This window comes from Staphylococcus sp. HMSC068G11, from assembly GCF_001815825.1.
In the GTDB taxonomy this organism is placed as follows: domain Bacteria; phylum Bacillota; class Bacilli; order Staphylococcales; family Staphylococcaceae; genus Staphylococcus; species Staphylococcus epidermidis.
The window spans coordinates 24,234-48,678 of record NZ_KV822095.1 but is presented as its reverse complement, the minus strand read 5'-3'; the positions used below and the strand labels follow the sequence as shown (position 1 = coordinate 48,678).

24 protein-coding genes and 1 pseudogene are annotated in these 24,445 nt (G+C 29.7%); 16 read left to right on the top strand and 9 right to left on the bottom strand.

Going from position 1 to position 24,445, the window contains the following annotated elements:
- From HMPREF3058_RS08205 to HMPREF3058_RS08195, 3 genes are all read right to left on the bottom strand, one after another.
- A partial coding sequence (locus HMPREF3058_RS08205) for an amino acid permease (protein ID WP_141755969.1) occupies positions 1 to 904 on the bottom strand: 904 nt, incomplete at its 3' end.
- 85 nt (positions 905 to 989) lie between these two features.
- Positions 990 to 2,225 (bottom strand): arginine deiminase, encoded by a 1,236-nt coding sequence (gene arcA / locus HMPREF3058_RS08200; protein ID WP_000249804.1) that lies wholly within the window; start codon positions 2,223 to 2,225, stop codon positions 990 to 992.
- 268 nt (positions 2,226 to 2,493) lie between these two features.
- Positions 2,494 to 2,940 carry an arginine repressor gene (locus HMPREF3058_RS08195; protein ID WP_070731340.1) on the bottom strand — a complete coding sequence of 149 codons (447 nt, stop codon included), beginning with the start codon at positions 2,938 to 2,940 and terminating at the stop codon, positions 2,494 to 2,496.
- Positions 2,941 to 3,635: 695 nt separating this feature from the next.
- Between HMPREF3058_RS08195 and HMPREF3058_RS12230 the strand changes: the two are divergent.
- From HMPREF3058_RS12230 to HMPREF3058_RS08135, 11 genes and pseudogenes are all read left to right on the top strand, one after another.
- Positions 3,636 to 4,581: pseudogene (locus HMPREF3058_RS12230) on the top strand (DUF3387 domain-containing protein); the annotation flags it as partial.
- 165 nt (positions 4,582 to 4,746) lie between these two features.
- Complete coding sequence (locus tag HMPREF3058_RS08180) at positions 4,747 to 5,439, top strand: class I SAM-dependent methyltransferase (protein ID WP_000169584.1); 693 nt, start codon at positions 4,747 to 4,749, stop codon at positions 5,437 to 5,439.
- On the top strand, positions 5,436 to 6,989 hold the full coding sequence (locus HMPREF3058_RS08175; protein ID WP_070731338.1) for an ABC transporter substrate-binding protein: 1,554 nt from the start codon (positions 5,436 to 5,438) through the stop codon (positions 6,987 to 6,989). Before HMPREF3058_RS08180 ends, HMPREF3058_RS08175 begins: the two co-directional genes overlap by 4 nt.
- Positions 6,990 to 6,991: 2 nt before the next feature.
- Positions 6,992 to 7,948: an ABC transporter permease gene (locus tag HMPREF3058_RS08170; RefSeq protein ID WP_070731336.1), complete on the top strand. Its 957-nt coding sequence runs from the start codon at positions 6,992 to 6,994 to the stop codon at positions 7,946 to 7,948.
- Positions 7,948 to 8,715 carry an ABC transporter permease gene (locus HMPREF3058_RS08165; RefSeq protein WP_070731334.1) on the top strand — a complete coding sequence of 256 codons (768 nt, stop codon included), beginning with the start codon at positions 7,948 to 7,950 and terminating at the stop codon, positions 8,713 to 8,715. Before HMPREF3058_RS08170 ends, HMPREF3058_RS08165 begins: the two co-directional genes overlap by 1 nt.
- Positions 8,682 to 9,449, top strand: a complete 768-nt coding sequence (locus HMPREF3058_RS08160; protein WP_002493993.1) for an ATP-binding cassette domain-containing protein — start codon at positions 8,682 to 8,684, stop codon at positions 9,447 to 9,449. Before HMPREF3058_RS08165 ends, HMPREF3058_RS08160 begins: the two co-directional genes overlap by 34 nt.
- Positions 9,442 to 10,077 (top strand): ABC transporter ATP-binding protein, encoded by a 636-nt coding sequence (locus tag HMPREF3058_RS08155; RefSeq protein WP_002493994.1) that lies wholly within the window; start codon positions 9,442 to 9,444, stop codon positions 10,075 to 10,077. The genes HMPREF3058_RS08160 and HMPREF3058_RS08155 overlap by 8 nt, the downstream gene beginning before the upstream one ends.
- A 796-nt stretch (positions 10,078 to 10,873) precedes the next feature.
- On the top strand, positions 10,874 to 12,934 hold the full coding sequence (locus tag HMPREF3058_RS08150) for a heavy metal translocating P-type ATPase (RefSeq protein ID WP_070731332.1): 2,061 nt from the start codon (positions 10,874 to 10,876) through the stop codon (positions 12,932 to 12,934).
- A gap of 17 nt (positions 12,935 to 12,951) precedes the next feature.
- Positions 12,952 to 13,497, top strand: a complete 546-nt coding sequence (locus tag HMPREF3058_RS08145; protein ID WP_049387098.1) for a YdhK family protein — start codon at positions 12,952 to 12,954, stop codon at positions 13,495 to 13,497.
- Positions 13,498 to 13,786: 289 nt separating this feature from the next.
- The gene (locus tag HMPREF3058_RS08140) at positions 13,787 to 14,578 is read left to right on the top strand and encodes an HNH endonuclease (RefSeq protein ID WP_070731330.1); all 792 of its coding nucleotides are present in this window, start codon (positions 13,787 to 13,789) and stop codon (positions 14,576 to 14,578) included.
- Entirely contained in the window at positions 14,565 to 14,765 is a 201-nt protein-coding gene (locus HMPREF3058_RS08135; protein ID WP_002467663.1) for a hypothetical protein, read from the top strand. The genes HMPREF3058_RS08140 and HMPREF3058_RS08135 overlap by 14 nt, the downstream gene beginning before the upstream one ends.
- 223 nt (positions 14,766 to 14,988) lie before the next feature.
- Here the strand turns inward: HMPREF3058_RS08135 and HMPREF3058_RS12315 are convergent, their stop codons facing one another.
- The 6 genes from HMPREF3058_RS12315 to HMPREF3058_RS08110 are packed head-to-tail and all read right to left on the bottom strand — an operon-like array spanning position 14,989 to position 19,783.
- Positions 14,989 to 15,147, bottom strand: coding sequence for a hypothetical protein (locus tag HMPREF3058_RS12315; protein WP_002467629.1), 159 nt, complete (start codon positions 15,145 to 15,147; stop codon positions 14,989 to 14,991).
- A 22-nt stretch (positions 15,148 to 15,169) separates the two neighbouring features.
- Positions 15,170 to 15,775 (bottom strand): ABC transporter ATP-binding protein, encoded by a 606-nt coding sequence (locus HMPREF3058_RS08130; RefSeq protein ID WP_038399407.1) that lies wholly within the window; start codon positions 15,773 to 15,775, stop codon positions 15,170 to 15,172.
- Positions 15,776 to 15,780: 5 nt separating this feature from the next.
- On the bottom strand, positions 15,781 to 16,728 hold the full coding sequence (locus HMPREF3058_RS08125) for an ABC transporter transmembrane domain-containing protein (protein ID WP_070731327.1): 948 nt from the start codon (positions 16,726 to 16,728) through the stop codon (positions 15,781 to 15,783).
- On the bottom strand, positions 16,721 to 17,551 hold the full coding sequence (locus HMPREF3058_RS08120) for a S8/S53 family peptidase (RefSeq protein WP_070731324.1): 831 nt from the start codon (positions 17,549 to 17,551) through the stop codon (positions 16,721 to 16,723). Before HMPREF3058_RS08120 ends, HMPREF3058_RS08125 begins: the two co-directional genes overlap by 8 nt.
- A complete protein-coding gene (locus HMPREF3058_RS08115) occupies positions 17,535 to 18,575 on the bottom strand; it encodes a radical SAM/SPASM domain-containing protein (RefSeq protein WP_070731322.1) in 1,041 nt (346 codons plus the stop codon). Before HMPREF3058_RS08115 ends, HMPREF3058_RS08120 begins: the two co-directional genes overlap by 17 nt.
- Positions 18,572 to 19,783: a radical SAM/SPASM domain-containing protein gene (locus tag HMPREF3058_RS08110; RefSeq protein WP_038399408.1), complete on the bottom strand. Its 1,212-nt coding sequence runs from the start codon at positions 19,781 to 19,783 to the stop codon at positions 18,572 to 18,574. The genes HMPREF3058_RS08115 and HMPREF3058_RS08110 overlap by 4 nt, the downstream gene beginning before the upstream one ends.
- Before the next feature lie 171 nt (positions 19,784 to 19,954).
- Between HMPREF3058_RS08110 and HMPREF3058_RS08105 the strand changes: the two genes are divergently transcribed.
- The 5 genes from HMPREF3058_RS08105 to HMPREF3058_RS08085 all read left to right on the top strand — a co-directional run bounded on the left by HMPREF3058_RS08105 (position 19,955) and on the right by HMPREF3058_RS08085 (position 24,357).
- Positions 19,955 to 20,830 carry an ABC transporter ATP-binding protein gene (locus tag HMPREF3058_RS08105; protein WP_070731320.1) on the top strand — a complete coding sequence of 292 codons (876 nt, stop codon included), beginning with the start codon at positions 19,955 to 19,957 and terminating at the stop codon, positions 20,828 to 20,830.
- Positions 20,831 to 20,833: 3 nt separating this feature from the next.
- Positions 20,834 to 21,955: an ABC-2 family transporter permease gene (locus HMPREF3058_RS08100; protein ID WP_070731318.1), complete on the top strand. Its 1,122-nt coding sequence runs from the start codon at positions 20,834 to 20,836 to the stop codon at positions 21,953 to 21,955.
- Positions 21,921 to 22,532, top strand: a complete 612-nt coding sequence (locus HMPREF3058_RS08095; protein WP_001830486.1) for a hypothetical protein — start codon at positions 21,921 to 21,923, stop codon at positions 22,530 to 22,532. Before HMPREF3058_RS08100 ends, HMPREF3058_RS08095 begins: the two co-directional genes overlap by 35 nt.
- A gap of 80 nt (positions 22,533 to 22,612) precedes the next feature.
- Positions 22,613 to 23,278, top strand: a complete 666-nt coding sequence (locus tag HMPREF3058_RS08090) for a response regulator transcription factor (RefSeq protein ID WP_002455935.1) — start codon at positions 22,613 to 22,615, stop codon at positions 23,276 to 23,278.
- The gene (locus HMPREF3058_RS08085) at positions 23,266 to 24,357 is read left to right on the top strand and encodes a sensor histidine kinase (protein ID WP_070731316.1); all 1,092 of its coding nucleotides are present in this window, start codon (positions 23,266 to 23,268) and stop codon (positions 24,355 to 24,357) included. Before HMPREF3058_RS08090 ends, HMPREF3058_RS08085 begins: the two co-directional genes overlap by 13 nt.
- Positions 24,358 to 24,445: the final 88 nt, after the last annotated feature.

The window sequence follows — 24,445 nt, the reverse complement described above, 5'->3', positions numbered from 1 at the left end:
CTAACCAAGCTCCTAAAACAGAGATAATTAAGCCTATATTAACTAACACTGAACCCCAATGACCTACAATATGTTCTAATACTTGTGCCATTGATGGATTAGCAAGTTTTGAAATTTGGTTCTGCTGAATGACACCTTGGGCTAGTACAGTCATTAAGAAATAAATGACTAGCACAGAAATCAAACCAATAACGGTAGCAGTTCCTACATCCTTTTTAGACTTTGCACGTCCAGAAAAGACAACGGCTCCTTCAATCCCTGTGAATACCCATACAGTTACTAACATAGTACTTTTTACTTGTGCCATTGTATCTCCCCAACTAAAAACGCCAACACTTCCACTAGTCATACCATAAAAACCGGATTTAAAAGTACTGAAGTTGAATACAACTATCATGCATATAATAACTAGAAATATAGGTATTAATTTAGCTACTGTAACAATACTATTTATAAACGCTGCAGTTTCTACACCTCTAAGTATTAAAAAATGTACACCCCATAATAAAATTGATGCTATGATAATACTTGGAAGTGTGTTACCTCCTTTAAATATAGGGAAAAAGTTACCCACAGCTGACATTAATAGGGTTGCATAAGCCACATTACCTAGAAATGCTGCAAACCAATATCCCCAAGCACTTGAAAAACCAATAAAATCTCCAAACCCTGTTTGAGCATAACTATAAATTCCTCCATCAAGATCTGGTCGCTCATTTGTTAAATTTTGAAATACGAAAGCAAGAGAAATCATACCAATAGCAGTTATTATCCAACCGATAATTATTGCAAGTCCACCAGCTTGGCCACCCATATCTGAGATGATATTGAATGCACCACCGCCTATCATAGAGCCTATGACTAAACCAATTAAGGAAGTTTTACCTAATTTATTTTCATCCATATTAATCTCCCCTAATAAAGGTGGTAAAAATCTTGTTATTTGATTTAATGAATGAATTACTTGTGACTTTTACCACCTTTCAAATTTAAATATCTTCTCTAAATAACGGCTGACTCATACATCTTGGGCCTCCGCGTCCACGTACAAGTTCACTACCAGTAATTTCAATCACTTTAATTCCTTTGTCGCGTAAAAGTTGGTTTGATACATAGTTGCGATCGTATGTCACCACAACCCCTGGTCGAATACATAATGTGTTTGAGCCATCATTCCATTGTTCACGTGCACCATCAATAACGTCGCCATTACCTGTTGGAATAAAGTCCACTTTTTCTACTTCTAAAACTTCAGCAAGTGTTTCACGTAACTTGCTAGAACGAGTAATTTTTATATCGTCCTTACCATCATTTTGTTCTATGGTAAATATATTCATATTATTTTCTTCTTTAAATATTGCTGCATGTACTGTAAACTTATCGTAGTCAATCATAGTTAGTACTGTATCTAGGTGCATAAATGTACGTGTATTAGGTATTTCAATAGCTACGATTTTTTTAAAACTTGTGTTTGCATCTTTGAAAATATTACGTGCTAACTTTTCTATTGCTTGAGCTGATGTACGTTCTGATATACCAATAGCTAAAACATCTTTCGATAATACTAATTCATCTCCACCTTCAATATTAAATGGTGAGTTACGATCTAACCATACTGGTACATCTTTATCTTTAAATCTTGGATGATGTTTCAGTATATATGTCATAAAAATAGATTCTCTACGTCGTGCTCTCCAATACATTCTGTTAATTGTCATTCCTCTACCAATTGAAGCTTGGGGATCTCTTGTAAAATAAAGGTTGGGCATTGGATCTAAGTAAAATGGATATCTATCATCCATATATTCTACTAAATGAGTTGTTTCAAGTTGAATTTCTTCTTTACGTACGCCAGCCATGATTTTATTTACAAGTTCTTGGTCAGATAACTTTGAAAAGAATTCTTTAATTTCAGTTTCATGACCTAATATTGTCTTTTTAGATTCTGTTAATATATCGTTTATGAAGTTCTCGCGTACTTCTGGCTCAGTAATAGATTCTGCTGCAAGTTTTTCTAAATAAACTACTTCGATTCCTTCATCTCTCAAAGTTTGAGCAAATTTGTCATGCTCTTCTTGTGCAACTTTTAAGTAGGGAATATCATCGAATAATAAACCACTTAAATGATCAGGTACTAAATTTTCTAATTCTTTTCCTGGTCTTTTTAACAACACAGTTTTCAATTTGCCTATTTCACTATTTACTTGAATGGGTCCTTGTACCATTTCAAATTCCTCCTTTGCTTTATTACATTCACATTATAAAACGCTTTCAAAAAACATCGTGTGATTTAATTCACAATTGTTTAGGGAGGGTTTTCACATATATAGATTTATTCAATGCAAAATTTTGTATGAATATGTATTTTGTACTATATAATAGTGAATAATTTGAAAAATCTCATTGTTAAAACCTTATCTTATTCAAGCAAAAAGATTTTTTACTCATTTTTTTGTATTAGTAATCATTCCTATTAATATAATCATTTAATTTTTAAGGGAATAATTGATAACAAACAAATTCTGCTATTTCATTTGAAGAAGTCAAAATCATCAAAGTATCGTTACCTCCAACAATTCCTAATATTTCTTTCATTTGTAATTGATCTATGTAATAACTTATACTTTGAGCAAAGCCAGGAGATGTTTTTATTAAGACATAGTTATTTAGCGTTATAAATTCAATAATCTCATCACTAAATATTTCTAATTGTTTTTTTGCACTTAATTGATTTGTTTGATTTATTTTCTTGTAAATATACTTTTTATTTTCAACAGGGATTTTGTAAATTTCTAATTCTTGTAAGTCACGAGAAATAGTTGTCAAGCTATAGTAAACTCCAAAATGTCTTGCCATGTAATCCACTATTTGTTGTTTTTTATTAAACTGATTCTGTTGTATAACAGTTAAGATAAGATTTAAACGTTTTTCTTTTTTCATTTTTATTACCCCTTTATTATTTTTGATTATGAAATAGATTTTAAATAACTGTATAAAAATCACTTATAAATATCAATTTACAAATAATTTTGAAATAGTGGATGCTTTAATTATAAGTAGATTATTTTACGCCTAAAAGGAGAGATTGATTAGAATAGATTATAGTCATCATAATTATAAAATCAAAACTTTAAGTAACATTAATGAAATATAATAAAAATAATTTGCGTAATAATAGCGAAATGTGTAAATTTCAGGTGATAACAAAACATGTTAGGTGAGAATGTCTTACAGTTACATTTACTATGTATAAATAAAATAATAACATTAATAGTGAGAGTTAGGTAATAACCACAATATCTCATAAAAGAAGTTTGGAAAAAGGCATTGAAATAAAAAGTAGTTTATAAGTTGAAGATATTTAGGTATGTATTAGAGCGCTTTATAAATAAATAGGTTTATACATAGAATTACAAAAATAATATAAAAAATAGAATCTAATACATGATAAAGAAAGGATTAAAATAATTTAGAAAATGTATTTAGAGTGATATTGTTATAGAGATTGGTTAACTTGTCACATAAATTGGAATGAGGAAGAGAATTAAATAATAAGAAATTAAAATAATCTAATTCAACTTTTGGATTAGTGCTTGTATTTTAACTTGATACAGACTATTCTATTTTTTCTAAATGATGTGATTCAAGATATGCTATATCATTTTGATTAATCTAAATTTAATTCAGAGAAAAAGTCTGAACGTTATTATAATTATACGATTTCAAATACGATGGATTATGTGATTAGTTTAGGTGAAGATGAACGTCAACGTTTTATTAAAACGGTCACAGAATTAGGAAAAGCCTTTGCGTTTTGTGATACAGAACCGAAAGCGCAAAAGCTCAATGATGAAATTGCCTTCTTTAAAGCCGTTAAAGCAGGACTTGTTAAATTGTTACAACCATCAAAAGAAGGAAAAATATATAAGACACTTGCTGAAGTTGAAGCAGAGATTAATCAGCTTGTGTCACAATCTGTGGTTACGGAAGATGTAATTGATATTTATCAAACTCTAGGTCTTAAACAACCCGATTTATCAATCCTATCAGATGATTTCTTAAAAGACGTAGAAGGATTGAAACAAAAATTGTGGCGGTAGAACTCTTAAATCGATTACTAAAAGGACAAGTTAAATCATTAATGAAAACGAATGCATTGTTTCGAAACGCTTCTCTGAAATGTTTTGAAATTCTATTAATAAATATAATAGTCGATCTAGTGAAGCGTCAAAATTGATTGAAGAACTCATTCAACTTGCAAAAGATTTAAATGAAGAACATCGAAGAGGTAAAGAATTAGGGTTAAATTCTGACAAAATTGATTTTTACGATGCTTTAACCTCACATGAAACAGAAAAAGAAGTTATAGGTAATAAAAATCTTAGAGCAATTGCCCATGAATTAACAAAAATTGTGAAAGAAAATATGACTGTAGATTGTGATAAGAAATCAAGTAGTAGAGTTAATAAGAGGAGATCAGTAAAAAGATTAATGAAGAAATACGGATATCCACCTGACTTAGAAACAATAGCAATCAATCAAGTGGTTGAACAAGCAGAGATGATGGCTAATAATCAGTAAGAAAAACTAATAAAGGAGCCTAGGACATAAATCAATGTCTCGCGACCACAGCTTAATTTTTGGTGTTCATTCATGACTTTAAAAAATCCTTATTGCGTAAATGTACATAGTGTAGTACTATTCAAAACGTAATTATTACGATTTGGATTAAGCGAGGAGAATGAAATGACTAAAACTTATGACGTTTGGTGGCAAAAAGGTCAAGAATCAGATGATGATATGGCACGAGACCATCAAGAAGCTTGGGAGAGAACAATAAAAATGCTTGATACATCTGACATCGAAGGGAAAACGATTTTAGATGTGGGATGTAATCAAGGCGGATTTTTACGACAGTTATACGATACAACACCGTTTAAAAAAGGTGTTGGCATAGATTTAGCACGTTTATCTTTGGAAAAGGCAGAGACATTAAAAGGACAACGTCCACTTACATACTATTTAACAGATAAACCGCAAGAAACGAAGCACGTGTTTGATACGGCAGTAAGTACGTCTGTCTTGTACTTAATAGAAGATATTCCGCAACATGCAAAAGATTTAAAAGAGGTATTGAAACCAGGCGGTGTTTATTACGCTTCATTCGCGGATTTAACTAATAACCCAAGTCGTCAGTTTATGGATGACACGATTAATCAATATGGTGCAACACCTTCTCAGAATCACTCTCTAAAACATATCGTTGATAGCTTTGTGGATGCAGGATTTGAAGTTGCAGTAATGAAAGAGCATGTACCTGACGTTATTGATTTAACACATTATAGCGATTTTTATTTATCACCGAATGATTATTTACAAACACTATATGAAGAATCGTTTTTAATAAAAGCAAGTGTGAAAGAAGGTACTGAGAAATGAGGAAATGTGTATTAATGACGGTAGCAGCAAGTGCTACGCTCTTATTGGCAGGTTGTGGCAATGGTCAAAAAGAAGATAAAGATGTTACGGTATCGCTACCTACTGAAGCAAAGGCGGATAAACTTGACGCGCAAGGCTATGATGCAGCGATGCCCGTTTATAGTGCAGTGTATGATGCATTAGTTAAATACGACAAAGATAAGGGCGTTAAAGCAGGTTTAGCAGATAAATGGAGCGTTGATGAATCAGGGAAAGTTTATGAATTTCATTTGAAAAAGAACGTAAAATTCTCAGATGGTTCAGCATTAGATGCTAAGGCCGTGAAATTCTCGATTGATCGTGCGAAAGCGATGAATAAAGATACGACTGTTGAAACGTTAAAAAAATTAGATAAGGTCGTTGTTAAAAATGATCACGTGGTCCAAATTAGATTGAAATCTCCATCAAATCAAGTGTTAAATGAATTAACACAAGTGAGACCATTGCGTATTATGAGTCCACATTCAGTAGAAGATGGTAAAGTAAACGGTAAATTTGAAAAAGCGATTGGAACAGGTGCATTTGTTGTTGATAAAACTGGGAAAGAAAAAACGACAATGAAGCCAAATAAATATTTCGACAACGGTCACCCAGTCAATTATCATCTTGCATTCCAAACGATTGAAGATGGGGACTCAAGAAATTCTGCAGTACAAAGTGGTTCTGTAGATATTTCTGGTGGTGCTTTAGGTATGCTCTCAGATGAACAAATCAAACAAGATAAGAAAAATAAGAACTTAACGATTGAAGATAGACCTAGCACAGTAAGTCACTTTATGGCATTTAACCCTAAAAATGATGTATTAAATCATCGCGCAATTCGTGAAGCGATAAGTAAGAGCATCGATGCGAAAGACATTGCGGGCAAATCGGTAAATGGTTTGTTCCAGAAGAACGTACAATTTGTGACTAAAGATAATCAACAGCCACACGATTATGATATGAAAGCGGCTGAAAGGTTACTTAAATCAGAAGGCTATCATAAAAACGATGACGGCTTCTTTGAAAAGAATGGCAAACCTTTATCATTTAACTTAGTCATTCAAACTGCAGAATTCCCAAGTTGGAAGGATAAAGCAGAAAAAGTGCAACGTCAGTTTAAACAAGCCGGTATTAAGTTAAATGTGAAAACGTTAGATTCACAATCATACTATGATACATTATGGACGAAAAAAAACTATGATTTGATTTTCTATAGAACGTATTCAGATGCATTAATGCCTTACAACTTTATGAGTTCAGTGTTTAAAAATAATGATGGTCAACCAGGGGTGTTAGCTGATGATGAAACATTAACGAAACAGCTAGACGATTTCCCATCAACCGTATCAAAAGAAGACCAACAGCGTTCATTTGATGACATATTTAAACACTTTAATCAACAATACTATGGTGTGCCAATTGCTTATCCAAATGAGACGTTTGTAGTGAGTGATAAAGTAAAACAATTCAAATTCTCTGGACTTACAGATGCACCAATTGATTATAAAACGTTGAAAGTTAATGAATAGCAATGCTTAAACGTACAATTAAATTCATACTTTATTTAATCGTAAGTTCGTTTATTATCTTCATTTTAGTTGAGAAGACATCTGGTAATCCAGCGATTCTGTATCTACAACGTCATGGTTATACGTCGATTACGCAAGACAATATTGAAGCGGCACAACATCAACTTGGCTTAGGACAACATGTGTTACTAAGATATATTGATTGGGTTGGAAATGCACTTACGGGCAACTTAGGATACAGTTTTAGTACCAACGAAGCGGTTACCGCTATGATAATGGAAGCTATCATGCCTACTCTTGTGCTAATCATTGTCTCTAGTTGTATCATGTTGCCATTTGGCTATATTGTTGGTTACTTCGTTGGGACGCGTCCGCATACACGTTACGCTAATGTAATTCGTGGATTTGCCCAAGTGATGACATCAATGCCAGAATACTGGTTAGCTATTTTATTCATTTATTATTTAGGCGTACGTTGGCAATTGTTACCATTTGTAGGTAGTGATTCATGGCAACACTTTGTGCTGCCAATCTTCACAATTGTTGTTATAGAAGGGTGTCATATCTTATTGATGACAGCACATCTGATTGCACAAACGTTAGATCAAGATGCGTATCAACTGGCGCAGTTAAGACATTTCTCGTTAAAAGCGCGTATCATCGTACAAATTAAAGAGATATTTGCACCACTAATGACCATTTCAATTAACAGTATCATTCATTTAATAGGAAAAGCCGTAATACTAGAAGTTATCTTCAGCATGTCTGGTATAGGTAAATTGTTGATTAATGCTATTAACCAACGAGATTATCCACTGATTCAGGACATTGTCATCTTTATCATTGTCTTTATTATGCTAATGAATTATTTAAGCGATGTGATTATTTTGAAGAATGAACCTAGACTTCGACGACGTCATACCCAGCAGTCAGGCAATGAGAAAAGAGGTGCGATGTGATGAAAAAATATCAAACGTACATCACAATAGGTTCACTATTGAGTTTGATGGTTGTATTAATTACGTATGGTTTAATGCAAGACACGCAACATTTGAACCCATTTGAGTCACCTAATGGACAACATTGGTTGGGTACCGATCAATTAGGTAGAGACTTCTTAGTAAGACTGATTGTCGGTAGTCTTGTCACATTAAGTTTAACAGGCATAGTGATTCTATTAAGCGTTTGCATGGGACTTATCTTTGGCTTAATTGCAGGCATAGAAAGACGATGGTTAGATCAAATCATCATGTTTGTTGCCGATATGTTGCTAGCTATTCCGTCATTTATTATCGCATTAGTCATTTTAAGTTTAGTAAGTAACTCCATGATAGGTTTGATACTTGCTTTAACGATTGGATGGATAGGACGTTATTTACGTTACTTCAGAAATTTAACGCGAGATATTCAAAAACGTCCATTTGTTCAATATGCACGATTGAGTGGGAACTCAACATTCAAAACGACAGTAACACATGTGATTCCACATTTATTAAGTAATATATTCGCTTTGGTAACGGCTGACTTTGGCAAAATGATGCTCAGCATATCTGGTCTTGCCTTTCTAGGACTAGGTATTAAACCGCCGACGCCTGAGTTAGGAACAATTCTTTTTGATGGGAAAAGTTATTTCAACGGCGCACCGTGGCTCTTCTTCTTTCCTGGTGTATTGTTAGGAGGTTTCGCCTTATTATGTCAAATCATCAACAAAAAAATAACGCAGTAAATAAGGTAGTCAACGTCAATCAATTATCGATTTTAGATCAAGAAAAAGTATTGTTAAAAGATGTTGATTTGACAGTAACTAAAGGTGCATTTCATTGCATTATAGGTGAAAGTGGCAGTGGGAAATCACTGTTAACAAGAACGATACTTGGAATGAAACGACCACAATTATGTTATCAAGGAGATATTGACATCGATTTAACTAAAACAGATGCAGTGTTTCAAGATGTTCAAAGTAATATGTTTCAAAATATAACATTAGCTAAACATTTCCAATACATTTATGAAGCCAATCGCACACATCTGACTAAACAGTGTATTAAGGAAGACGTCTTACAGATGATGCAATTACTTGGTTTAAGACAAGGAGAACATTTACTTGAGCGTTATCCCTTTGAACTTAGTGGAGGTATGGCACAACGTGTCGCCTTTATAATGTCATTAATTAGACGTCCGGACTACTTATTTTTAGATGAACCGACGAGTGCACTTGATCAAGGAAATGTTAAAAAGTTTATGCATTACCTTCTTAAGGCACAAGAACGCTACCAAATGACCATCGTTTTTATCACACACGATATTAACTTAGTGAAAGATTGTGCCACGCATATTAGCATTATGCAGCAAGGTCAATTGATAGAAAGTGGTGAGGCAGCGTCAATCTTAACTAAGCCGACACATAGTTACACGAAAAAATTAATTACGTTTGCACATCGGAGACAACCTTATGCTTAAAATAGAGAGATTAACCAAATATATAGACACGCAACTGATATTTAAAGAGATATCATGTACAATTAACGACCAGCACTTACTCATAAGTGGTGAGAGTGGTTGTGGTAAATCTACATTAGCCAAGATTATCGCTGGTTTAGATACGGATTATCAGGGCGAATTATATTTTAATGGGCGCTTACGTGAATCTTATACGTCTAAAGAGTGGATGAAGCACATTCAATATGTACCTCAATATCAACGTGACACCTTAAATCAGCGTAAAACGGTATTAGCTACATTATTAGAACCACTTAAGAATTACAAGGTAAATAAACAGCGTTATACATCAAGTATTGAAGCAGTGCTTGATCAGTGTAACTTACCACACGATATACTTAATCATAAAGTTTCGACGTTAAGTGGTGGCCAATTTCAACGCGTCTGGATAGCTAAAGCTTTAATATTAGAACCAGAGATTCTCATATTGGATGAAGCTACAACCAACTTAGATGTCATTAATGAAGAAGCTATACTTCAAATGTTGATTAACTTAAAGATGACACAATTAATCATTATTTCACATGATACATACGTCTTAAGCCAATTTGAAGGAATTCAGTTACAGCTAAATAAATTGAATAATTAAGATCACAAATCCTAATATGGTGTATACTTAATGATACCTAAAAAAATAAAATTTGAACTGCAATGTCTAAATCAATATGATTTTCCATTAGAGTATTTAAAAATGATGACAACACTAAAAGATTCCAAATTATTATATTTAATATAAATATACATATGATAAACGGATAACAATGTCAATATAAATTCTTTTTCGATTATTTTTATTTATAATTATATATAATTTATATAAAAATATAAGTATTAAAATTTCAACTAAAAGGTTGGAAGCGTATCATAAATAAAACTAAAAATAGGTTGTATATAACTCACTTTGAAATTGATTGAATATATAGTATCTTTAATAGAATGCAGCTATTGTGGCGTAGAATATGAGAATCAAAAAATGATTAATATAGTTTGAAGAGAGTGAGCATAAATACTAGAAAAATGGCCAGTAAATGAGTTTACTATAAATTCATTTACTGGCTTCTCTAATAATTATCAAGACAATTTGCTTTTCTAGGCATACTTTGAAACGCGCTATTTTCTTTAAGAATATTAATATATGACTTGTGTTAGTAATGATAACCTTGGTTAGAGTGTATTGTCATGTGATAGTTAAGATTAGATCTTTTAATTAAAACATTGTTTTAAATATCGATGACAAGGTCTAATGTAGGACGTGTAGATATAAGGTTCGGAATGATATAAACAAATCCTTAAAATGAGATAAATCGAAACTATTTATACCGTATGGGGGTATATGTTATGGTATAAGTAACTTTACTATCACGTTTTCATTGGGAGGGGTTAATTTGAAGAATAATGGTGAAGCGCGTAATCATCAAAATCACATGAATCATTCCAATCAAATGCATCATGATAACCATGTCTCACATCATCATAATGGCCATGCACATCATCATGGAAATTTTAAAGTTAAGTTTTTTGTTTCATTAATTTTTGCAATACCTATCATCCTTTTATCGCCAATGATGGGCGTTAAATTACCTTTTCAATTCACATTTCCAGGTTCTGAATGGGTAGTGTTAATATTAGCTACAATTTTATTCTTTTATGGTGGTAAACCGTTCTTGTCTGGTGGTAAAGATGAAATTGCTGCAAAAAAACCAGGTATGATGACCTTAGTTGCCCTAGGTATTTCAGTAGCTTATATTTATAGCTTGTATGCTTTTTATATGAATAACTTTAGTAGTGCAACTGGTCATACAATGGACTTTTTTTGGGAGTTAGCAACCTTAATTTTAATTATGTTATTAGGACATTGGATAGAAATGAATGCTGTTGGAAATGCTGGAGATACCTTAAAGAAAATGGCAGAACTGTTACCTAATAGTGCTATTAAAGTGACGAACAATGGCCAACGCGAAGAGGTTAAAATGTCAGATCTCATGACTGATGATATCGTCGAAGTAAAAGCCGGAGAAAGCATTCCAACAGATGGTATTATCGTTCAAGGACAAACATCCATAGATGAATCCTTAGTCACTGGAGAATCTAAAAAAGTCCAAAAAAATCAAAATGACAGCGTCATCGGAGGTTCTATTAATGGAGCTGGAACGATACAAGTCAAGGTTACAGCTGTTGGAGAAGATGGATATCTTTCTCAAGTTATGGGACTTATTAATCAAGCACAAAATGATAAATCTAGTGCTGAATTGTTATCTGATAAAGTGGCGGGTTATTTATTCTACTTTGCTGTAAGTGCCGGTGTAATTTCGTTTATCATTTGGATGCTTATTCAAAATGATGTTGATTTTGCACTAGAACGACTTGTAACCGTATTAGTCATTGCTTGTCCACATGCTTTAGGCTTGGCAATACCTTTAGTTACTGCACGTTCTACTTCAATTGGTGCACATAATGGTTTAATTATTAAAAATAGAGAGTCTGTAGAAATAGCACAACATATCGATTATGTAATGATGGACAAAACCGGTACTTTAACTGAGGGTAACTTTTCTGTGAATCATTATGAAAGTTTTAAAAAAGGATTAAGCAATGATACTATATTAAGCCTTTTTGCCTCATTAGAAAGTCAGTCTAACCATCCATTAGCTACAGGTATTGTAGATTTTGCGAAAAGTAAGAAAATTTTTTATGATAATCCGCAAGACGTTAATAACATTCCGGGTGTTGGATTAGAAGGAAGTATTGATAATAAAAAATATAAAATAACAAATGTCTCTTATCTTGATCAGCACGGATTTGAATATGACAATGACTTATTTATAAAATTAGCACAACAGGGTAATTCAATCAGCTATTTAATTGATGAACAACAAGTCATTGGTATGATTGCTCAAGGAGATCAAATTAAAGAAAGCTCAAAACAAATGGTAGCTGATTTACTATCAAGACATATTACACCAGTCATGCTTACAGGTGATAATAAAGAAGTAGCAAAAGCTGTCGCAAAAGAATTAGGTATTAGTGATGTGCACGCACAACTCAAGCCAGAAGATAAAGAAAGTATCATAAAAGATTATCAACGTAGTGGTAAAAAAGTAATGATGGTCGGAGACGGTATCAATGACGCACCAAGTCTTATAAGAGCAGATATTGGTATTGCAATTGGTGCAGGAACGGATGTAGCAGTTGAGTCAGCTGATATTATACTTGTTAAAAGTAATCCATCAGATATTATCCATTTCTTGACCCTCTCAAATAATACTATGAGAAAAATGGTGCAAAACTTATGGTGGGGTGCAGGTTATAATATTGTTGCTGTACCTCTAGCAGCCGGTGTTTTAGCATTTATTGGCTTGATTTTATCACCTGCAATAGGGGCTATTTTAATGTCATTAAGTACGATTATCGTTGCAATTAATGCTTTTACATTAAAATTAAAATAAAAGGTAGGCGTTTTATTATGATTAAAAAATTATTTTTTATGATATTAGGATCATTACTAATATTATCAGCTTGCTCGAATAATGATGAAAAAGATAAAGACACTAGTGACCAAAAAAGTGAGAGCCATATGAAGCATAATGATGAAAGTAAAGTTCCTGAAGGTATGAAATCGACTAATGAGGGTGAATTTAAAGTAGGAGATAAAGTAACGATTACAGCAGGACATATGCCAGGTATGAAAGGTGCAGAAGCTACTGTAAAAGGTGCGTATAAAACATATGCCTATGTTGTAAGTTATAAACCCACAAATGGAAATGAAAAAGTAAACAATCATAAATGGGTCGTAAACGAAGAGATCAAAGATGCACCTAAAGATGGATTTAGTAAAGGCGATACTGTTAAATTAGAAGCAAGTCATATGTCTGGTATGAAAGGTGCTACAGCTAATATAGATAACGTGAAAAAGACTACTGTTTACGTGGTTGATTACAAATCCAAAGTTAATGGTAAAATCATTAAAAATCATAAATGGATGACAGGAAATGAACTGGAAGCACGCTAAAAATCTAGTTCTAGATTGAGAAATAAATAGATATAAAAATATCCTCCTTAATCAATAATTTAAATAACTTATTATTGTTAAGGAGGATATTTTTTAGTGTGTAAATTATAAATAATTTTAGAAGAATAATATTTATCAAAAAACTGTTCATTACCTTATTAATTGAAATTATATAATTAAAAACCGCATCATTAACCGATATGCAGAAGGGTATCATAAGTAATGCTTTTTTTTATGATTGTATAGTAGTAAAACTGAATCCAATAAATATATATTTAGGAGGTAAATGATGAAATATTGGATTATTCCATGTAATGTAAAATCTTATGATGTTGTAGGTGCATTTAATGAATTAAGTGAAATTGATTGGAAGCAAAGTAGAAACATGAAATCAGCAATGACTGAAGATATAGTTTTAATTTATCTCTCTCGTCCCTTCTCATGCGTTAAATACATATGTAAAATTAGAGAAGTCAATAAACGAAATCCTACGATTGATGATAGCGACTACGTTTTAAATGGTGAAAATTATGTTAATTATGGAAATTACATGCAACTTGAATTACTTGAAAGTATAGATAAATCATTATTGACTTTTGAAAATTTAAAATTAAATGGATTGAAAGGTAATATTCAAGGTCCAAGGTCATTAAAGGATAACTTATTGTGCTTCATACACGAAAGGATAGACTCTTTTTTAATCAATATGAATAAAAATGAATCTGATCTCGAAAATACTGAATATAAAGAAGGGAAAATTCAAGTTAAATATGGTATTAAATTTGAAAGAAATCATTATTTGAGACAGAAAGCGATTGAAATTCATGGGACTACTTGTAAAGTTTGTGGTTTTAATTTTGAAAAAGTATATGGCAATATTGGAAAGAATTTTATTGAGATTCATCATATTAGGCCGATGTATTCTATTAGAAGAGAAATTTCTGTTGACCCAGAGACAGATTTAGTTCCTTTATGTTCTAATTGTCATAAAATGATACATAGAAAAAAAGCTAAGCCTCTGACATTAGAAGAATTAAAAAATAAAATTTTAATTAAAGAAGATAATAATGAGTCAAATTGATAAAGGGAATAATAAATTTAACGCTTTACCACGTTTACCTAGATTACAATCTAAATTTGGATACGTGGATACGGTAAAAACAGTTTTTCATAAAATATGTTATAAAGAAAGACAAGAAGCGATTGTAAATATTGAGGGTAGTAATACAAAATATCCATTGAAGCCATTATATAGAAATTCTAATTAAATACTAATTTATAATGATAGATTATAAAAATAACTACTATATCACAAAAACTTAACAAATTTTGAAAAAGAAGATTTTAGAGAAAATTTAGCTAAATTTTTGCAATCAAAGGAAACCCTTCGGAAACCTCGAAGATTTCCGAAGGGTTAGTAAAAATATAGTTCTTTTTACAAAACTAAAATTTTACTGTACTATGAAACATAAACAAACATGCTTGTGATTCTTAAAACCATCCTGTAACTTGAGCATCACAAGTATTTGTTCCTACTATGCAATCATGTTTGCATCCTCCAGTACATTTCCCATCTTTAGATTGCACAAATAAATCCATTTCTTCATTTGATAAATTGAGCGCCTCTATTTCTTTAATTACTTCTTTCATTATTTTCACCTCCTTTCAAAGTTTACAATTTATGAATAATACAATTATTTATAAATTCTTCATCATGAGAAACTACAATAATTAAACATTTATCCTTCATATCATTTAAAGTCTCAACTAAAACTCTTTTTCGAAAATTATCTAAATGTGAAGTTGGTTCATCTAAGATTAATATTTCTTTCTTTGTTGATAGACTCCTTATTAGTGAAATTAATTGTTGTTGACCTCCAGATAAATTTATATTTTGATCCACAATTCTTTCTTTATTTATATCAACAAATTCTTCAAATTTGAATTTTTTTAAATAATAATATATTTCACTTTTAGTATTATCAACAAAATTAAGATTATTCCATATAGTATCATGATATAGATATGGATTTTGATGACATATACCTATTATTTTTCTCCAATCATTTTTATCATAATCTCTTAAATTATTTTCGTAGTAAAAAATATCTCCTTTATAATTAGAATAATATTTTGTTAAGATTTTAATTAAAGTAGACTTACCTTTTCCGTTTTCTCCATGAATACAATTAATGTCTCCCTTATTAAAGGATATATTTATATTACGAAGTACTTTATTATTATGAAAAGAAAAGCTTAAATTATTAAGAGTTAACATTATGATTATTCCCCTTGAATTAATGTTATACATCTGTTAATTGAAACTTGAACTTGATTCCAGCCACTAAAAAAATTTACTATGTCATTTATGGGACTACTTAATCGATTAGAATAAAATATAAATACTGAAAGCAGTCCAACTGACATTTGTTTGTTTACAATTAAATAGCTACCTACTCCAATTATTACTATCGAGTTAATGTTGACAAGAAGTGAGGGTATAATAGTGGCAATAGAAAATAAAATATTTAGTTTTTTCCTTTTCTTTAAGTATTCATATTCGGTTTCTAAATAGTTATTTTGAATATATCGTTTAGTATCTAAAGTTACTAAATTAGCTATATATGTTACTATATTTTTGATTTTAATTACTACTTGATCAAATGAATTTATTAGATTCTCAGAATGAACTTTTATTTTATTGTTTACGAATGTTTGGAATAGTATAATTGCTATTAAACTAATTATAAGGGTGTTTGTCAGTACCAATGACTTTGTTAGTAAAACAATCAGTATAGTTGTTAAATATATAAAACTAGTTATCAAATTTGATAATCCCTTCGAGACAAATGAATCAATAATATTACTATCATTAATTAGGATAGACATAGTTTTATTTTGGCTATTATCTATATCTTCACCATCCAAAATATATAAAGAGTTAATAATCTTCGTTTTTATATAAAAATTAATCTTGAGACTAAACTTGGCAAAAATACATTCTGTCCAATACGTACAAAAATGACTTAAAATATATAAAATTATACCGATTATAGCTAGCTTAATTATAAAATTAGGTTGTTTTCCAGATAAAGATTGGTTAATAAAATCGCTTATTAAATTTGGTATGTTAATATTTATAAAGACATCTATTATTTGCAAAATAATTAAAATTAAAAAAAGTAATTTAGAACTTTTAATTATTCTATATATAAATTTAAATTCAGACATTATTTTCTCCAATGATATTAGTTAGCTTACGTATTGTAGATATATCATCTAATTTTAAGAATCCCTTTTTTAAAAGAGTAGGGTTTTTTTTAATGATAAAATCTAATAAATCGTTTATGTTATATCTATTTATGCCTATAGAAATACTAAAGAGAGGCAAGTCATATATATCTTTATTTGTCATTTCTATTTTCTTTCCAGTTATGTTTTCAATATACTTAATTACTAATTTCATATAATGTTTTGAGGGATTTTTATTGTGATTATATAAATCTGTAGCACATATTTGATTACTCCTTTTATTCAAGAAATATCTAGTTGCTAAGGCACAAGCTTTACTATTTCCATAAAAGAAATCACATTGATTATTTTTAAAAAATATAGTAGGTGTGTCATTAAAGTAATAAATTTGAGAAAGTTTTTTTAGTTTTCTATCATTCCCAAAGCTAATTCCCTTTACTCCTGTAACATTAGAATATGAAGCAGGGTATGATTTCCCAACATAATTATTCATATAAGATGATATAAATATTAAACCCTTCTTACTTAAATCATTAATTTTCTGATGAACATCAGAGTTAAAATATTTTGAAGACAAAGGTATACTAATTAAACTAGTTTCAGAAGGGTGTATACTATTTAGAGCAGTAAATAAAATTTTGTTACTAGATGCTTGTGAATTATTTTTCACACCTATATTGATCTGCTTGATATCATAATCATTGAATTCCTTAATGACTTTTAAAGAACATTCACCATGACTAATTAACCTTGTATCGTGAGTGAAGGAATCTATTAATATAGCATCATATTTTTTCTTCATTACCTAATTTCTCATTTCTATAAATTTCAAAATTTTTTCGGTGTAAAATACAATAACTAGCACTGGGTTTGTGCAATTGTTTAGTACTTGCATAGTTAATAAATTTGCATCTATTACCTTCGCAAAATTTTAATAAATCACATTGTGAACATTGTTTATTGTTAATTGAATATTCCTTAGTTAAATTCGATATTACACTATGATACAAACCTTCATTTAAACTGCCAATTTTAAATTTTTTTATACCTAACACTAATGCACAGGGATAAATATCTCCATTTGCTGAGATATGAAATGTATTAATACCTCCATCACAAATGTTTAGTTCTTTTAATACACAAGTGCCGATATTATGAATAAAATTTTCATAGTCTAATTTTGACTTAATTTTTAAATAATTTAATATTTTTCTCATTTCATTCATATATTTATTCACTTCATTTATACTCCATTTTGATATAGTAGTGTCTGGTATGGCAGAGATTCCTATAAATCCTGAATCATAAAAATATTTGTAACTTTCAAATAAATATGGAACTGTTTGAGGTGTAATAGTTATTCTAATCCTAATATGATAATTTTTTAGTTTGAATTTATTGAGTGTTTTTTTTACCTTATCAAAACTCCCTTTACCATTCCTATAGACTCTATTTTTGTCATTTATATTTTTTTTACCATCAACGCTAATACTAATGTTAAAATTGTTTTTAATAAGAAAATCGATAGCATCATTACTAATAGCAGTACCATTAGTAGTAATATAATAGTTTAGAGAAATGTCGTATTTTTCCTTCAACACAGAAAAACAGTTAACAACTTTATAGATTACCGGAAAATTTAATGTTGGTTCTCCACCGTGAAAGTTAACATTTATAACCTTTTCGTCATCATCAGAAATTTTTTGTTTTATCAATTCAAATGCTTTGTCAATATCATCCAATTGAAGATACTTCGCATTTTTGTTGACATAACAATATTTGCATCTTAAATTACAATCTTCAGTTACCCAAAATGTTATATTCAAATGGACTCACCCCAAATTTCTTTATAAAGTCTTCTCTTTTTAAACTCACAAAATTCATTTAGTTTATTACTGTTTCTTTTAATAGATTGAAATCTTGAGGGACACTCCCAGCAAAATAAATTCACTTTACAATTTCTACAGTGTTTATCATTAAGCGGCCTGAGTCGATTAATCGTATTGAAAATATGATTGAAATTAATACTCTGTTGTGTCAGTTTTTTTAAAATGTCAGAATCGTTGAATATGTTCCCAATCTTAAAATCTTTATTAATTAAGTTAGTGCATGGAAAAATATCTCCATTAAAATTTATGACGAATTCTCTAATTCCTGGTTTACAATAATGGCATGCTATATCTTCAAAAATTATATCTGTGGGAATCAAAGCATTACTATCAATCTGGCTAATTGCTCTGCCCTCAGGATGATAAGGCCTGAAAATAGATTTGACGTTTAATTTTCTACAAATGTTTTCAAATTCGATTCTGTGATTATAATTATCTCGTGTCAAAACCATCGATAAACTGATGTTAGTATAACCTTCTTCTATCAACATATTTATTTTCTTTTCAACTAGCGAAAAAACTTTTTTTCCTCTTATTTTTTCGACACTTGTTCTATCGTAACCATCTAAACTTATATCTAGTGCATCCACATTTTCTTTTAAAAATGGAATGAATTTTTTTCTGATTAACATACCGTTAGTCATAATCACCAACTTATTCTTAAAGTTAGTTCTTATATATGAAATAATTTCTAATATATCGTTTCTAATAAAGGGTTCTCCACCAGTTAGAATAAGTGTATTCGGGTTGACGTCAATAATCTTATCAATTGCATATTTGACATCATTTGTACTTAAAATATCTTGTGATAAAGGAGAAGCAGATAAAGCACAATGACTACAAGAAAGATTGCATTTATTTGTAAGAGTAAAAGTCACACTTAAATTATTTTCTTGATGAGTTTTTTCTTCATCTACGTAGTATCGTATTTCAAGCAATTCGTTAAAAAGCCGTTTTAAGTTATCTATCACATTACTTACATATTTATACTTCATAAAATCACCAATTTGATTAGATTCAACCAATTTGTTTAAAACTTCAAAATATTTTCTACTTGTTCTTACCCATTGTCCATTGTTTAAGTTGACTAGTAAAACTTTATTTTTAAAGTAAACTTCATGTACATTTGTATTTTTGATATACATCTAATCACCTCGATATCAAGTTATCATTACTTTATCAATTTTTTATCAATTTTTTATCAATTTAATTAATATTGACCAAACCTTCATAATTGTATATTTTGTGAATTTCCTAAAATTGATATATTATTGATTTCTTTTTGATATGTTGATATAAAAGGAGGCTAATTTTGGATGAATGAAATAGTTATCAAAGGTTTGAGTAAATCATATGATGGAAAGAAAGATGCGCTTAATTCATTGGATTTAGTAATTCCCAATGGTATGTTTGGTATTTTAGGAAGAAACGGATCTGGTAAATCTACATTAATGAATATTATTGCAACAATTCTTCAACCAAGTAAGGGAACAGTAACAATTAATGGTATTGAAATTAAGAATTCACAAAAGATTAGACAAATGATTGGTTACTTACCTCAAGATTTTGATTTTTATCCTAATATGAAAGTCTCGGAAGTTTTATACTATTTAGGTTTTTTATCTAAAATAAATCGAACGGATTTCGATAAATATGTAGATTTAATTCTTCGTAAGGTTAATCTAATTGATTATAAAAATAAAAAGGTTAAAAGTTTATCTGGTGGAATGAAAAAAAGATTAGGTATAGCGCAAGCCATTTTACATGACCCCAAAGTAATTATTGTCGATGAACCAACGGCGGGATTAGATCCAGAAGAAAGAGTAAGGCTACGCAATTTACTATCTGATTTAGCTGAAAACAAAATTGTGATTATATCAACTCACATTGTGAGCGACATTGAATCAACTTGTAATAGGATTGCTATTTTAGATAAAGGAAGTCTTGTATATAAAGGTGACATACCATCGTTGATACAACAAAGTGATGATCATATTTATGAAATCAATCTATCCCCATCGGAGTTGGAATCATTTAGAGAAAATGACTTATTTATTACTAAAACTCAAGAAATTGAAAATAAATTAAAAGTTAGGTTTATTTCTGAAACAAAAGTTGCAAACGCTAAAAAAGTTAAAGCTGATTTTGAAGATGCTTATATGTATTTTTTAAAAAACAATAAGGAGGTTTGAATCATGCGTCTATTTATAATGGAATTTAAACATTTAATGTTTAGTAAGACATTTCTATTTTATTGTTTATTGATTATTATATTCACGGTATTGAATTGTCAACAAGTCCTCAAACATCCTATTAATTCAGATGTATATCAACCTCAAAATATGACTATGTATTCTACTGATAAAAACATAATAATGTCAAATGAAATTAAAGAATTAAAGAACGAAGTATATCAAAATAATTTTAAAACGTATCAATTTGGATTTTTAAAACAAAAAAAGTTAAATGACCAACAAATTTCTAAAATAAAGAAACTAATATCAAAAATGGAAAAAACGAATAATTTTCATCAGTTTAAAAATTATTCTAATAGCGTATCACATGTTGTTGGATGGGGATCTCAATATTCTGAAAATAATATTTCATTATTTGGAATTAAGAATATGAGTAAGAGCACGTATGTTAAAGAGAAGAATATTATAAAAAATAAAGAGTACTATTATGGAGCATATAGTAGATATTTTTCAGATATTATGGGGGTAGTGTTAGGAATACTTCCATTCTTTTTGGGAGCTCAAATGATTCTTCAAGACAAAAAAAGTAATGCCATTAAAACGATTCATTCTAAATCTATATCATCATACCAATTAATTTCTACACGTGTATTTACTATTCTTGTTTTGGCATATTTACCAGTATTATTAGTATCAATATATTTTGTTACTTGTTTATCGATGATACATCAAATATCGATGTTTTCTTTATTTATTTTTTATAAAATTTTAATCTTGTGGACATTACCCACTTTAATATTTACTATCGCGATGGGATTGTTTGTCACAATTATATTGAATTCTTATTTAGGTGTAATGATACAAATAGTAATTTGGTTTATCAATTTAAATATAGGTTCTCGTGCCATTGAGGGGTGCTATGGTTCTCTATTGATTCCTAGACATAATACTTTATTTAACGCAGTTTTTTTCTATAATCACTTCAATCAAATTTTAGCTAATAGATTTACATACTTTGGCTTAGGTTTACTTTTAATTCTACTTAGTACATATATATTTGACCTGAAAAGAAGAGGGGTAGGTTTTAATGGCCAAATTTTTACTAATAGATATCAAAACTAATTTAGTCAAACTTTACATGGGAATTTTAATTCTATTATTTGGTGGAATGTTTATTTTTGGTGTATCTAATCTTAATCATGAGAGAGTTACACAATACATTGAGTTAATATTTACTATACTAGGCATATTGTTATTTACTGCTATCTATTCTGTAGATCAAAACAAGAAGTCTAAGTTAACTATTAGTGCAAAGTGTCATGACTACCAATTCGTATTTATGCTTAGATTAGTTATAACAATCATCTATATACTGTTCTTAATTACAATCAATTTATTTATATTTTATTTATTTAACTCAAATATCATTGTTTTGAGAGATATGTTTATTGCTTTAACCAGTACTTTATTTATAGGATCAATATGTTTATTAACAAGTATTCTTAGTGGTAATACATTAAATGGCTTAATGTTTGGACTTGTATATTTCTTATTCTGCTTAGGATTTAGAAATCTAGGCTTTATGTATTTATTCTCAGAAACCTTTAACTTTCCATTTTATATAAAAATATTTCAATTTTTATTAGGAATTGTATTATTAATTCTTAGTTACACTATTATCAAAAAAGTACAAAATTAATACGTTTTGGAATCAAGCATTGTCATTTATAATTTCTAGCGTAACATGAATACTATAAAAACAAGCTTAGGTGATTTGTGATGTATAACATAATGATTGTCGACGATGAAGAAAAAATTGTGTCATTTATAGAAGAAAGTTTATACTTAGAAGGTTTTAACACTATTGTCGCTTATAATGGACGTGACGTTTTAAAGCAAATCGATGACAAAATTGATTTAATCATTTTAGATATTAAAATGCCGTATATAGATGGGTTTGAAGTTGCTCAATCACTTAAAGAGAGTAATATACCTATTATTTTTCTTACTGCTAAAGATAATCTTGATACTAGACTGAAATGTTTCTCGCTTGGTGCAAAGGATTACTTACCTAAGCCTTTCTATATGGAAGAACTTATAATTCGAATTAAAAATGTACTCAATCAAAGTCATTCTCAAAGTTTGTCTCCCAACATAAAAAAAACTAAAGAATTAATCATTTATTACGATACATATAGAATTGACGTAAATAACATGACGATAGATATTACAAAAAAAGAATTTGAAATTATAAAATTACTATCTTTAAATCCTCAATATTATTTTAGTAAAGAACAGATATATGATTCGATTAATTTAAATAAGACAGGCAATACTCAAGTTGTGGCTGAACATATACGTAAAATAAGAAAAAAGTTAAGTTGTTATAGTCGTTTTGAATACATCGATACAAAGTGGGGAGTTGGATATAAATGGCTAGAGTAGAAAGTTTAAAAAGAAAAATGACACGTCTTATCATAGCAATTATAGTTGTCAGTGTTGGATTAGTATTTTTACTACAAATTTTGCTTAATGTATTAGAATTTTCAAATTTTGGAAAGTCTTTATACACTAATTTTTGGAAACAACCGCATTACATTTTCTCTTTTACTAGCGCATGTATCAGTATTATGACTCCTTTGTTAATCATTTACGTGTTCACACAGTTTTTTTATAAAAAGTACATTACAACTAGTATTAATTATCTTAATGATACGATTCAAGGATTAAAAAATAACCGCACTGATGTTGAATATAAGAAAATGAGTATTTCAGAATTCAATAAATTGATTCAAGAAGTAGAACATATACATACTTATCTTACAAATAGTATAAAAGATCAATTATCTATTCAAAATAATTTTAAAAGAAAACTCGAAATTTTAGAACATGATTTAAAAACACCGTTAACTGTCCTTCAAGGTCATATTGAATTATTAAGAAAAATTAATCGTTCTAATCTGTCTCAGGAGGAAATACATTTCAAAATAAACAAAGAAGCAGACATTGCGTTACAATCTATTGATAGAATAAATAATCAATTACAAATACATATTAAGAACATCAACCTATTGCCAAACCATTCAGATACAATTCATGTTGATAAGGTAATAAAAATCATTAAAGAGAGCTATAATCAACAATACATATTAAAGGAGAGAGAACTGATTATTGATGTTGATCATGATTTCCCTTATCATACCTTAAGCATTAACAATCAAGTTTTATACCATGTCATCGATAATCTAATTAATAACGCCTTGAAATATGCTGAAAAACAAATATCTATAAAGTTTGAAGTTATAAACGACCATTTACTAAACTTCACCATAACCAATGATGGTAGAATATTTACTGAAGATGAACTGAATTCTGCCAAAGAATGGGGGACAAAAGGTAAAGAATCAAATGGGTCTGGTATTGGTCTGTATTTTGCTAATATTGTGCTTCAACAATATAATAGTGAACTTATTTTAGAAAATGAGAATAAGCATGCAAAAGTAAGTTTCAATATTCCTGTCTAACAAAGTTTATTAATTCTAAAGAATAAAGTTTGTATTTATTGCTATGATTTAAAAGTATAAACACATCTGAATCTTATAGACATCTGGA